15 protein-coding genes are annotated in these 12,196 nt (G+C 63.6%); 14 read left to right on the top strand and 1 reads right to left on the bottom strand.

Features of this window, described 5'->3' with window-relative positions:
* Positions 1-60: 60 nt before the first annotated feature.
* The 6 genes from MESS2_RS08495 (at position 61) to MESS2_RS08520 (ending at position 3,744) form a co-directional block, all read left to right on the top strand.
* Positions 61-330 carry an AbrB/MazE/SpoVT family DNA-binding domain-containing protein gene (locus MESS2_RS08495; protein WP_008873772.1) on the top strand — a complete coding sequence of 90 codons (270 nt, stop codon included), beginning with the start codon at positions 61-63 and terminating at the stop codon, positions 328-330.
* Complete coding sequence (locus MESS2_RS08500) at positions 308-724, top strand: type II toxin-antitoxin system VapC family toxin (RefSeq protein WP_008873773.1); 417 nt, start codon at positions 308-310, stop codon at positions 722-724. Before MESS2_RS08495 ends, MESS2_RS08500 begins: the two co-directional genes overlap by 23 nt.
* Before the next feature lie 27 nt (positions 725-751).
* A complete protein-coding gene (ruvA, locus tag MESS2_RS08505; protein WP_008873774.1) occupies positions 752-1,372 on the top strand; it encodes a Holliday junction branch migration protein RuvA in 621 nt (206 codons plus the stop codon).
* A complete protein-coding gene (locus MESS2_RS08510; RefSeq protein ID WP_008873775.1) occupies positions 1,369-1,674 on the top strand; it encodes an AbrB/MazE/SpoVT family DNA-binding domain-containing protein in 306 nt (101 codons plus the stop codon). Before ruvA ends, MESS2_RS08510 begins: the two co-directional genes overlap by 4 nt.
* Positions 1,671-2,711, top strand: coding sequence for a Holliday junction branch migration DNA helicase RuvB (gene ruvB, locus MESS2_RS08515; RefSeq protein ID WP_008873776.1), 1,041 nt, complete (start codon positions 1,671-1,673; stop codon positions 2,709-2,711). Before MESS2_RS08510 ends, ruvB begins: the two co-directional genes overlap by 4 nt.
* A gap of 124 nt (positions 2,712-2,835) precedes the next feature.
* Positions 2,836-3,744, top strand: coding sequence for a metallophosphoesterase (locus MESS2_RS08520; protein WP_008873777.1), 909 nt, complete (start codon positions 2,836-2,838; stop codon positions 3,742-3,744).
* Positions 3,745-3,750: 6 nt separating this feature from the next.
* Here MESS2_RS08520 and MESS2_RS08525 read toward each other — a convergent pair whose 3' ends face one another.
* The gene (locus MESS2_RS08525) at positions 3,751-5,001 is read right to left on the bottom strand and encodes a glycoside hydrolase family 5 protein (RefSeq protein ID WP_008873778.1); all 1,251 of its coding nucleotides are present in this window, start codon (positions 4,999-5,001) and stop codon (positions 3,751-3,753) included.
* Positions 5,002-5,055: 54 nt separating this feature from the next.
* Here MESS2_RS08525 and ybgC point away from each other — a divergent pair, with 54 nt between their 5' ends.
* The 8 genes from ybgC to tilS form a co-directional block, all read left to right on the top strand.
* Positions 5,056-5,529, top strand: a complete 474-nt coding sequence (gene ybgC / locus MESS2_RS08530) for a tol-pal system-associated acyl-CoA thioesterase (protein WP_008873779.1) — start codon at positions 5,056-5,058, stop codon at positions 5,527-5,529.
* Positions 5,530-5,816: 287 nt separating this feature from the next.
* The gene (gene tolQ / locus MESS2_RS08535) at positions 5,817-6,527 is read left to right on the top strand and encodes a protein TolQ (protein ID WP_006327716.1); all 711 of its coding nucleotides are present in this window, start codon (positions 5,817-5,819) and stop codon (positions 6,525-6,527) included.
* Between the two features lie 11 nt (positions 6,528-6,538).
* A complete protein-coding gene (gene tolR / locus MESS2_RS08540; protein WP_040592528.1) occupies positions 6,539-6,991 on the top strand; it encodes a protein TolR in 453 nt (150 codons plus the stop codon).
* A 7-nt stretch (positions 6,992-6,998) separates the two neighbouring features.
* Positions 6,999-8,156: a cell envelope integrity protein TolA gene (gene tolA, locus MESS2_RS08545; protein WP_008873781.1), complete on the top strand. Its 1,158-nt coding sequence runs from the start codon at positions 6,999-7,001 to the stop codon at positions 8,154-8,156.
* Between the two features lie 42 nt (positions 8,157-8,198).
* Positions 8,199-9,509, top strand: coding sequence for a Tol-Pal system beta propeller repeat protein TolB (tolB, locus tag MESS2_RS08550; RefSeq protein WP_008873782.1), 1,311 nt, complete (start codon positions 8,199-8,201; stop codon positions 9,507-9,509).
* 270 nt (positions 9,510-9,779) lie between these two features.
* Positions 9,780-10,286, top strand: coding sequence for a peptidoglycan-associated lipoprotein Pal (gene pal, locus MESS2_RS08560; RefSeq protein ID WP_008873783.1), 507 nt, complete (start codon positions 9,780-9,782; stop codon positions 10,284-10,286).
* Between the two features lie 228 nt (positions 10,287-10,514).
* The gene (gene ybgF / locus MESS2_RS08565) at positions 10,515-11,615 is read left to right on the top strand and encodes a tol-pal system protein YbgF (protein ID WP_008873784.1); all 1,101 of its coding nucleotides are present in this window, start codon (positions 10,515-10,517) and stop codon (positions 11,613-11,615) included.
* A partial coding sequence (gene tilS / locus MESS2_RS08570; protein ID WP_040592530.1) for a tRNA lysidine(34) synthetase TilS occupies positions 11,609-12,196 on the top strand: 588 nt, incomplete at its 3' end. The genes ybgF and tilS, both read left to right, overlap by 7 nt.

Here is a 12,196-nt window from a genome sequence, read left to right on the forward strand (position 1 = left end):
ATAGGTTCGTTCTTGACTTGTTCTCCATCTGGCAGTAAGTAATACCTACGAGGTATTACCATGCGCGTGACAACCAAGGGGCAAGTGACCATTCCCAAGGAAATACGGGACCATCTGGGTATCGGCCCGGGCTCCGAAGTTGAGTTCGTGGCCGACGACGATGGCGCCCGGGTCGTGGCCGTCAACGAAAACATTTCCGAAGAAGAGGCTTCTCATCGGTTCAGCCAGGCGCTCGACCGGCTGGCCGGGACACTGGATTTGGGTGGCATGACGACGGACGAGTATATGGAGTGGCTGAGGGGCTCCCGTGAAGATCTCGACGTTGGTTGACACAAATGTCCTGATCGACGTCTGGGGGCCAGCCGGGCGGCAGACGAAGTGGTCGGCATCAGTCATCGCCGCGTGCCGGCGCGACGGCGCATTGGTTATCAACACGATCGTCTGGTCGGAACTCGCACCGCTGACGACGGAAGCGGCACTTCGCAAGGCGGTTGAAACGCTCAAGATGGATCGCGAACTTCTGCCCTGGGAGGCGGCGTTCCTTGCCGGCATCGCCCACTCCCAATACCGTCGCGCTGGCGGTCTTCGCGAACGAACCCTGCCCGATTTCTTCATTGGAGCCCACGCGGTTGTTGCCGGACATCGTCTGCTGACGCGCGACGCCGTGCGCTATCGAGGCTACTTTCCGGACCTCGATATCATCTCTCCGGAAACCCACCCATGAAGGCTCTGGCATGATCGGCAAGCTCAAATGATAGGCAAGCTCAAGGGGACGCTGGATGAGGTCGATGAGGATTTCTGTCTCGTCGACGTGCATGGCGTCGGCTATGTCGCTTACTGTTCGGCGCGCACGCTGGCGGCGTTGCCCGCACCCGGCGAGGCGGTGGCGCTGTTCATCGAGACCTATGTGCGCGAGGACATGATCAGGCTCTACGGCTTCCAGTCTGTACTGGAACGCGAATGGTTCCGGCTCCTATTGAACAATGTGCAGGGCGTCGGCGCCAAGGTGGCGCTGGCGGTGCTGTCGACGATGACGCCGGCCGACCTCGCCAACGCGATTGCGTTGCGCGATATCGCCATGGTCAGCCGCGCGCCTGGCGTCGGCAAGAAGGTGGCCGAGCGCATCGTCACCGAATTGAAGAACAAGGCGCCGGCCTATGCCGGCGCTGCCTCCGGTACCATCGGCCTGAAGCAGGAACTTGGCGAGGGGGTGGCGCCGGCGCCGATCACCGATGCCGTCTCGGCGCTGGTCAATCTCGGCTATTCGCGCGACATCGCCGCCAATGCGGTGGCAGCGGCGCTGAAGGCGGCGGGCGAGAACCCGGATGCCTCGAAGCTTATCCGCTTCGGGCTGAAGGAGCTGGCGCGGTGAAATTTGCCAAGAGCAGGAATGCGGGCGCATATGCCAGCCTCTCTTCTGGAGGGCAGATCACAATTCCAAAGGATGTTCGCAACGCGCTTTCGCTCAAGACCGGCGACACGATCGCCTGGACGGTCTTGGACGGCCATCTGATCGGAATGCCGCGCAACCTCGACTTTGCCGATCTCGCCGGATTTCTGGGTGATCCGCCGGGCGGTGCCGCAGCGCTGGAGGAAATCGACTCCGCTGTGAGGGATAGGGTTGGCCGCCATGTTGCCGATGATGAGCCGCGTGGACAAGAGGGTGCCGCATGAGCCTTTCGCCCCGCCTCATTGCCCCCGACAAGCGCGGCGAGGATGCCGAGCAGACCTTGCGTCCGCAGACGCTTGGCGAGTTTGTCGGCCAGGCGGCGGTGCGGGCCAATCTCAAGGTCTTCGTCGATGCCGCAAAGGGGCGCGGCGAGGCGCTCGACCATGTGCTGTTCGTCGGGCCGCCGGGCCTCGGCAAGACAACGCTGGCGCAGATCATGGCGCGCGAGCTCGGCGTCAATTTCCGCTCGACCTCCGGCCCGGTCATCGCCAAGGCCGGCGATCTGGCAGCACTCCTCACCAACCTCGAAGACCGCGACGTCCTGTTCATTGACGAGATCCACCGGCTCAATCCGGCGGTTGAGGAAATCCTCTATCCGGCGATGGAGGATTTCCAGCTCGACCTGATCATCGGCGAGGGGCCGGCGGCGCGTTCGGTCAAGATCGATCTCGCTCGCTTTACCCTGGTTGCCGCCACGACGCGGCTTGGGCTGCTCACCAATCCGCTGCGCGACCGGTTCGGCATTCCGGTGCGGCTCAACTTCTACTCGGTCGAGGAGCTTGAGCAGATCGTGCGGCGCGGCGCCCGCATCCTGCAAATGCCGCTCGGCGACGACGGCGCGCTGGAGATCGCGCAGCGGGCACGCGGCACGCCGCGCATCGCCGGGCGGCTCTTGCGCCGCGTGCGCGACTTCGCTTCCGTCGCTGGTGACGGACATGTCGATCGCAGGATTGCCGATGAAGCGCTGACACGGCTGGAGGTCGACGCGCTCGGGCTCGACGCGCTCGACCGCCGTTATCTCTCGATGATCGCCCGCAATTTCGGCGGCGGGCCGGTCGGCATCGAGACCATCGCGGCGGGGCTTTCCGAGCCGCGCGACGCCATCGAGGACATCATCGAACCCTATCTGATCCAGCAGGGCTTCATCCAGCGCACGCCACGCGGCCGCGTCCTGACCGCCAATGCCTGGCGGCATCTCGGCCTCGACGCGCCGAAGGATCTGGCGCAGCAGCAGATCAGCCTGTTCCAGGAAGAGCAGTAAGGTCCCGGCTTCCTGCTTAGTCCCTGCGCAAAATCTGCTTATCTCGGTCAGCGTGCCGGCGCGGATTTAACGCCAAGCCTCGCCCTGCGGGACCGCCGGTCCCTGGAACAGCCGGAGCTGACCGATGATCTCCAGACGTGGTTTCCTGCGCCTCGTCGGTGGTTCGTTCTTTTCGATGGTGTCGCTCGGCGCCTATGCGGTCGGTATCGAGCCGATGCTTTTGACCCATGTGAAGCGCTATTCGCTGACGCCGCCAAACTGGCCGGCAGGCCTGCGGCTGCGGGTCGTCGCCCTTGCCGACATCCATGCCTGCCGGCCGTGGATGACGCCTGAAAGGATCGCTTCGCTCGCCCAACAGGCGAACGCGTTGCAGCCGGATCTGATTGTTCTGCTTGGTGACTACACCGCCGGGACACGCTTGGTGTCGGACTGGGTGGATGCGTCGGAATGGGCACCAGCTTTGTCAGGGCTGAAGGCCCCGCTCGGCGTGTGGGCGATCCTTGGCAATCACGATTGGTGGGAAGATCTTTCGGCGCAAAGGGCCGGAATGGGGCCAACGCTGGCGCGCAAGGCGATCGAAAGCGCTGGTATCCCGGTGCTGGAAAACGATGTCGTGCGCCTGGAAAAGGACGGGCATGGCTTCTGGGTCGCCGGGCTGGCGGATCAGCTAGCATTGCGACCAGGCAAAGCCTGGGGCCGCAGTCGATTCAAGGGATTGGACGATCTCGAAGGCACGCTGGCAAAGGTGAGCGATGAGGCTCCCGTCATCCTGCTCGCGCACGAGCCCGACATATTCCCGAAAGTGCCGTCACGCATATCGCTGACGCTTTCCGGCCATACCCATGGCGGGCAGGTTAGGCTGTTCGGCTATTCTCCGGTCGTTCCATCCCGGTTCGGCAACCGCTTCGCCTATGGCCATGTCGTGGAGGAGAACCGCAACCTGATCGTGTCCGGAGGGCTCGGGTTCAGCATCCTGCCGGTGCGTTTCGGGATGCGTCCGGAGATTCTTTCGATCGAACTGGGTTCAGCGTGAACCGCTTCAATGAAGCGACTTGATCGCTTCCATCACATCCGGCTCGGCCTTGTCGCGGTTGAAGGCGTCGACGATGCCGAAGGCGCCGCCATAGCTCCACACCGACCATGAAAAGCCGTGCGCTTCGGCGCGCGCGATCATGTCCTTGACATAGGCGGCGCGGTATTGGCCCGGCATCACATAGGCATTGCCGTATTCCTGGCGGATCATGCCGAATTCGCCGAGCGTGATGTTTTCGGGTTTTATGCCATTGGCCTTCGCCCAGGCTTCGACTGTCTTGAACGGCGCGTCCACGACAGCGAGCAGCTTTTCGTTCGTGTCCATACTGGCGATTTGTTCATCAAGGTAGGCGAGCAGGCCGTTCTGGCGCGCCCATGGCGCCTCGGCCTTGATCCGGGCGCGGATCGTGTCGAGCGTCGCGTCGAGTTCAGCACGCGGCACGGCGGTGAGCGGATAGGGCAGGCCGGTGACATAGGGGATGAAATCGCCGGCCCAGGTCGCGCCCTGATGGGTGAGCAGGAACGGATCGTAGGAATGGAAGGTCCAGATGACATTGTCGTCCGGGATCGCCTTCGGATCGATCCTGGCCAGCGATGCCGCATTGGAGTAGCAGGCGCCGGTCAGGATCAGGGTCAGCCTCGTCGCCGACGCACGCGCCGCCGCGAACAGTTTTTGCTGACGCTGCGGCCACAGGCTGGTGCCGTCGCTGTCGCAGTCGACGATCGGCTCGTTCATCGGCTCGAAGGCGACCTTTGTCGGGTCTTCCGCGGCCAGCGTGCGCGCCATTTTACGCACCATTTCGACATAGGCGTCGAAGGTCTTGGGGTCGTCCATCACCTGGCCCATGCCGATCTTGCGGCTGCTGCCGGCCGGGATCAGATGCATGTCGACGACCACCTTCAAGCCGGCGCGATTGACCGTGCGGACCGAGTCCAGCACGCTGGCGTAGAGCTCGTCGCGCAGCGCCAGCGTCTCGCCGGACAGGAACGGTGACGGATCGACCGGCATGCGCAGGAAGTCGAAGCCAGCGCTCTTCAGCGCCTTGAGGTCATCATCCTTGAGGAATTTTCGCCATTCCGGATAGGGCAATATGGCCTGCCGGTCGCCCCATTTGTCCTCGCCGGGCCATGTCGTCCACTGGTCGAGGTTGAGGCCGCGCTTCATCGAAAAGGTCGCGGCCTGACCGGGTAGCGCCAGCGCGACGAGCATAAGCAGCCCTGCCATCAAGGTCTTGATCATCGCCGTCAACAGTGCCATCGGGTTCCTGCGCCCACAAACAGGTGCCCGGTCAGGGCCAAAAAGGAAAGCGCGATGGACGATCATGGTGAATCGGCGGCGCTGTCCGCCGGACTTTCCGGCGCGCTGACGGAATTCGGCCACCGGCTGATGGCGCGGGTCTATTACGCCGACACCGATTTCTCCGGCGTCGTCTACCATGCGCGCTATCTCGAATTCTTCGAACGCGGCCGTTCCGACTATCTCAGGCTCGCCGGCGTCCATCATACCGAGCTTGCCGACGGCAAGCATGGCGAGAAGATAGTCTGGGTGGTACGGCGCATGGAGATCGATTTCCGCTCGCCCGCCCGCATGGACGACATCCTGACCATCGATACGCGCACCGAGGAGATTTCCGGGGCGCGCATCTTCATGGCGCAGCAGCTGAAGCGCGGCGGCGAGGTGCTGGTCGAGGCGCGGGTCGAGGCGGCGATCATCGGCGAGAACGGCCGGCCAAGACGTTTCCCGAAGGAATGGGTCGCGGCCTTCATGCCCCGAGCGGCAGGCTAGAACTCTCGTCCCGGCATGAGGGAAGGCGCTGGCAGATCCGGCGACGGGTGCCGGAGGCGCGGCAATGCGCCGCGCCATGCGTCCTAACCCATCCTTAACCATAACGGTTCATGAAGAGATTGGTGAAGATTGGAAGAATCCGCGCGCCTTCCTTTCACCAATATTTGCCCCGAAAAGGCCGCCAACGGTGCATTTGGGGTTGTTCCGCGAGCTTTGGCGCACGGACCACAAGGGATGCCCATGGGCCAGCCGCCAGCGATGCCCGGAAAATTCTTAAGGACGTAACCATGGAAAACATCGCACTCGCCGAACCGGGCGCGCATTTGTCGATTTGGGCGCTGTTCATGCAGGCCGGCTGGGTGGTCAAGCTGGTCATGATCGGCCTGCTTTGCGCCTCGATCTGGACCTGGGCGATCATCGTCGACAAGCTCGTCGCCTATGCCCGCATGCGGCTGGCGCTCAACCGCTTCGAGCAGGTGTTCTGGTCGGGACAGTCGCTGGAGGAGCTGTACCGAACGCTCGCCGACCGCAAGACCACTGGCATGGGCGCTATCTTCGTCGCCGCCATGCGCGAATGGAAGAAGAGCTTCGAGAAGGGCGCCAAATCGCCGCTCGGCTTGCAGACCCGCATCGACAAGGCAATGGACCTGGCGCTGACCCGCGAGATGGAGCGGCTGGAAGGCCGCCTCGGCTTCCTCGCCACCACAGGCTCGGCCGCGCCCTTCATCGGCCTGTTCGGCACGGTCATCGGCATCATGACCTCGTTCCAGGCGATCGCCGCCTCCAAGAACACCAGCCTGTCGGTGGTCGCGCCCGGCATTGCCGAAGCGCTGCTGGCCACGGCCATCGGCCTGCTCGCGGCCATCCCGGCCGTCATCGCCTACAACAAGCTGTCATCGGACGCGAACAAGATCGCCGTGCGCATGGAGGGCTTCGCCGACGAGTTCTCCGCCATACTCTCGCGCCAAATCGATGAAAAAGTAGCGCCCAAGGCCTGAGGAGTAACGAGATGGGTATGTCCGTAGGCATGGCGGGGCGCGGCGGGCGCGGCCACAGGCGGCGCGGCCGCCATCACGCGCTGATATCGGAAATCAACGTCACGCCGATGGTCGACGTGATGCTGGTGCTGTTGATCATCTTCATGGTGGCGGCGCCCCTGCTGACGGTCGGTGTGCCGATCGATCTACCGGACACGCAGGCCAAGGCGATGAATGTCGACACGCAGCCGATCACCGTTTCGATCAACTCCACCGGCCAGATCTATCTCCAGGAAACCGAGATCCCGATCGAGGAACTGGTAGCAAAGCTGCAGGCGATTTCGAAGACCGGCTACGATGAGCGCATCTTCATCCGCGGTGACAAATTGACGGACTATGGCACCGCCATGAAGGTGATGGCCCGTATTTCGGCCGCCGGTTACAAGAACATCGGCCTGGTTTCACTGCAGGAACAGGATCAATAGACGCAAGATGAGGACCGGCCTCACCACATCGGTGATCTTGCATACGGTGGCGCTGGCCTTCGGCCTCTTCACGTTGTCCTCACCGCCTGCCATGCCTGCGTCCGACGCTGAATCGGTATCGGTCGATATCGTGCCGATGGAGGCGATGGCGCAGGTCCTGCAGGGCGACAAGAAGGCGGTGATGCGCGAGAAGCCGGCACCGACGCCGACCAAGCGACCGGATATCGTTCCCGATGCCCAGAAAATCGGCGAAAACAGCGTCGATACCGACAAGCCGATAACGGACGAGGCCAAGCCGAAGCCAGTCGATCTGGCGGAAGCGCCGCCGCCTGCGCCGACTCCGGTCGAAAAGCCGAAGCCGGAGGACGTGCCGAAGCCGAAGGAACAGCCGAAGCCGGTTCCGGCGACGGAGGTGGCGCCGGTGCCGCAGCCGAAGGAAGAGGTCAAGCCCGAGCCGGTCAAGCAGGCGGATCCCAAGCCGACGCCGGCCAAGGAACCGACACCTGCCCCGCAGCAGGACAAGACCGCCGCGATCGAACCGAAGCCCGAGGTCAAGCCCGATGCGGTGGCCGAGGCCATTGCCCAGGAGCCGCCGACCGAGGAGACGCAGCTGCCAGACTCCGCGCCTGCGCCTGAAGCTCGCCCGAAGCCGCAGCCTGCCCAGGCCGAAAGCGCCAAGGCGCCGGACCGCAAGGACGCCGACAAGCCGGTCAAGGAAGCTTCGTCCAGGCCGAAATCGGACGACAAGCAGTTCAATGCCGATGAGATTTCCGCTCTCCTCGACAAGCAGAAGCCGTCCGGCGGCGGCGCCAAGCGCTCGACCCAGCAGTCCTCGCTCGGCGGCGAGAAGGACCAGGGCCAGAAGCTTTCCAGGTCGGAGCAAGGAGCATTGGAGTCTCAGCTCGGCGGTTGCTGGACCCTTCCGGTCGGGCTTGAGGGTTCGGAGAATTTCGTCGTCGTGGTCCGGTTCAACCTGGACGCCTCCGGCAAGCTGACCGGCCGGCCGGCCGTCGAAAAATCGAGCGGCAGCCGACCGTTCGACGAAAGTGCCGTGCGCGCGGTTCAGAAATGCGATCTGGCCGGCCTGCAAGTTCCGGCCGGCAAGCAAGACATCTGGTCCGACATCCGGGTCACGTTCGACCCAAGGGAGATGCTTGGCCTCTAGGCCAGGGCGTCCACACACAATCAAGAAGAGAAGCGAGAAGATATGAAATCCATTCTCAAACCGCTCCTGACGATCGCTGCGATGGCGCTGGGCATGACCGCTGCCGCCACCTTGCCGGCGTATGCGCTGGTTGAGCTCAACGTCAACAAGGGCAATGTCGAGCCGCTGCCGATCGCCATCACCGATTTCCAGTCCGGGGATGCGCTGGGTCCGGAGATTTCCGGCATCGTCAGCGCCGACCTGAAACGCTCCGGCCTGTTCGCGCCGATCGACAAGAGCGCCTTCATCGAGAAGATCTCCAGTCCGGATGCGACACCGCGCTTCGACGACTGGAAGGTGATCAACGCGCAGGCGCTGGTCACTGGCAGCGTCACCAAGGAGGCCGACGGCCGCATCCGCGCCCAATACCGGCTTTGGGACACTTTCGCCGGCCAGCAGATGTCCGGCGAACAGTTCTTCGCCAACGATGCCAATCAGCGGCGCGTGGCTCATATCATCGCCGACGCCATCTATGAGCGGCTGACCGGCGAGAAGGGCTATTTCGATACACGCGTCGTCTTCATCGACGAATCGGGGGCGAAGAACGCGCGCAAGAAGCGGCTCGCAATCATGGACCAGGACGGCGCCAACGTCCGCTATCTCTCGAATGGCAAGTCGATCGTGCTGACGCCGCGTTTCTCGCCGAACCGGCAGGAAATCACCTATATGTCCTATGAAAGCGGCCAGCCGCGGGTCTATCTCCTGCAGATCGAGACCGGGCAGCGTGAACTGGTCGGCAATTTCCCCGGCATGACCTTTGCGCCGCGCTTTTCGCCCGACGGCCAGAAGGTGATCATGAGCCTGCTGCGCGACGACGGCAATTCCAACATCTTCGCCATGGATCTGCGAAGCCGCTCGACCACCAGATTGACCAATTCGACGGCTATCGACACCTCGCCGTCCTATTCGCCGGACGGCAGTAAGGTGGTGTTCACGTCCGATCGCGGCGGCCGCGCGCAGATCTATTCGATGGGCGCCGACGGTTCCGGCCAGACCCGCATCTCCTTCGGCGACGGCGTCTATTCGACGCCGGTGTGGTCGCCGCGCGGCGACCTCATCGCCTTCACCAAGCAGACCGGCGGCGAATTCCAGATCGGCGTCATGAAGACCGACGGTTCGGGCGAGCGCATCCTGTCCTCCGGCTTCCAGCAGGAGGGGCCGACCTGGGCGCCCAACGGCCGCGTGCTGATGTTCTTCCGGGATTCAGCCGGTGGGCCGAAGCTCATTTCGGTCGATCTCACCGGCCGCAATGAACAGTCGATCCCGACGGCGAACTTCGCCTCGGACCCGGCCTGGTCGCCGCTGCTGGAATGATCAAGCTGGTTTTTCGGCCGAGCATCCGCTCGCTTCGTTGCAATCTGGCAACAGTGCCTCAAAAGCCCTGTTTTTGGGGCCTTTTTCACGCCAAAGTCGCGTTTCGGCCGCATTTCCGCCTACGGTCCGCGACCATTGTGGCGCTCGACAATTTCGGCTGCGGACGGGTGGCCGAAACCAAATCTTAACCGTGTTTCTTGAATGCCGGTTAACCCAAACGTGGTTACTGGGTGATCAACGAAATCACTCGAATTGCGAAGGAGAGGCGGCATGGGCCGTATCGCAGCATTTACCACAAACCCGGTCATGATCGCGCTCGTCGCGATGCTCGCGATCACCGGTTGCGCCTCGAAGAAGACGCCGAACAGCGCCGCCGATCTCGGCCTCAACGGCGCCGGCGCGGCAACGCCCGGGTCGGCCCAGGACTTCACCGTCAACATCGGCGACCGCATCTTCTTCGACACCGATTCGTCCTCGATCCGCGCCGATGCGCAGACGACGCTTTCGCGCCAGGCGCAGTGGCTGAACCAGTACAAGCAGTACGCCATCGTCATCGAAGGCCATGCCGACGAGCGCGGCACGCGCGAATACAATCTGGCGCTCGGTGCCCGCCGCGCCGCCGCCACCCGCGACTTCCTCGCCGCCCGGGGCGTTTCGGCCAGCCGCCTGAAGACAATCTCCTACGGCAAGGAGCGTCCGGTCGCGGTCTGCGACGACATCTCCTGCTGGTCGCAGAACCGCCGCGCCGTTACCACGCTCGGCGGCGCGGGCTCCTAGGTTCAGAAGTTCTACAGCGTCCTTTGTGCGTCAGGGGACGCGTGGCGCTGTAGTCGGCAGAAATGCCACACATCGATGCGAAAGGCGGCCATCTGGCCGCCTTTTTCATATGTGACCTTCCGAAACAAAATTTGGCCGAAGTCTCGCGCCCTGCTAAGAGCCGAGAGCGCTTGGTCCCATTCCGACCGAAGGGCGCAAAAGGCTAACGATTTTCACGGCGAGAGGCACATGCATTTCAGATCGGTCTTGAGCGGCACGCTGACGCTGCTGCTCGTATCAAGCATCGCCGCATTTGCTAGCGGCACCGGGGCAAGCAGCACCGGGCAGCCAGCAGACAGCGGGTTCTCCTTCCAACTGCCGACGCTCGGCATTTTCGGCGACAAGAAGAAGCCGGAGCAGCAGCAGATCGCGCAACAGAATGGCGCTGGCGTCACCGGACTGGACGACCAACTCCGGCAGATGAATGGCAAGATCGAGGAACTCAATTTCCAGATCCTGCAGATGCAGGAACAGATCCGCAAACAGCAGGAAGATAACGAATTCCGCTTCCAGCAGTTGGAAGGCGGTTCGCAAGGCGCGCAGCAGCCGGCCGAGCAGAAGAAGTCGCAGGCCGCCCCTCAGGACAACAACACCGACAGCAGTGTTGCCGAAGCCCCGGCGACGCAGGCACCGGCCGACGCGGTTGCGCCGCCCGCCGGTGGCCAAAGCGGCGGAGAGGTCATCGTCGAATCGCCCACGGGCGATCCCGGCAAGGTGGTGACCGGCGCACCGCCGAAGACGTTCGGCACCATCACCGTCGACAAGAACGGCAATGTGGTCAACGCCGACGGCACCACGCAGGCGACGGCTCCGGCTGAGTCTGCCGCGCCGGCGACCGGCGCCCCGGCTGCCGGTGCAAAGACCGGCACGTCCGACGGCACAGTGGTTGCGGCGCTGCCCTCGACCAACGACCCGGAGGAGCTCTACCGCAACTCCTACCAGTTCATCCTGTCCGGCGACTACAGCACCGCCGAACAGGGGTTTCGCGACCATATCGCCCGTTTCCCCAAGGACGCCAAGGCCGCGGACGCGCATTATTGGCTGGGTGAATCGCTGCTAGGCCAGCAGAAATACCGCGATGCGGCCGAGACGTTCCTTGCCGCCAGCAAGGACTATCCGAAGGCCAAGAAGGCGCCAGACATGCTGCTGAAGCTCGGCGTGTCGCTGGTCGGATTGAACCAGCGCGACGTGGCCTGCGCCACCTTCGGCGAGATCGGCAAGCGCTATCCCGACATCTCGGGCGCACTCAAGGAACGCGTCAAGCAGGAAAGGGCGCTGGCCGCGTGCTGACGCTGGACGCCGAGCCTTACCTTCCGGAACGCCTTTTTTCTGAGATCGACTTTTCCAACGGCGCTGTTGCAGCCGTGTCCGGCGGCAGCGATTCGACCGCCCTCCTTCTCCTCCTCAAAGATCATCTCGACCGTACCGCGCCCGCAACGAAACTGCTGGCGGTGACGATCGATCACGGCCTGCGGCCGGATGCGGCGATAGAGGCTCAAACGGTGGCCCGGCTCTGCGCCGAACGCGGCATTGCGCATCGCATTCTGGTCTGGTCGGGGCCGAAGCCGTCGAGCGGCCTGCCCGCCGCCGCGCGCGCGGCACGCTACCGGCTGCTGGCCGAGGCCGCCAAGGGGGAGGGCATCGGCCTGATCCTGACCGGCCACACGGCCGACGACCAGGCCGAGACCGTGCTGATGCGGCAAGCACGTGACGAAGGTCCACGAGAAGAAGGGCGCGGCCTTGCCGGCATGGCGCCGGCCACCCTCTATGATTGGCAAACCTGGATCGTCAGACCGCTGCTCGGTACACGGCGGGCCGCGTTGCGCGAAATACTGCGGCGCGCAAATGTCGACTGGGCCGAGGATCCAACC

This window comes from Mesorhizobium metallidurans STM 2683 (assembly GCF_000350085.1).
Lineage (GTDB): Bacteria > Pseudomonadota > Alphaproteobacteria > Rhizobiales > Rhizobiaceae > Mesorhizobium > Mesorhizobium metallidurans.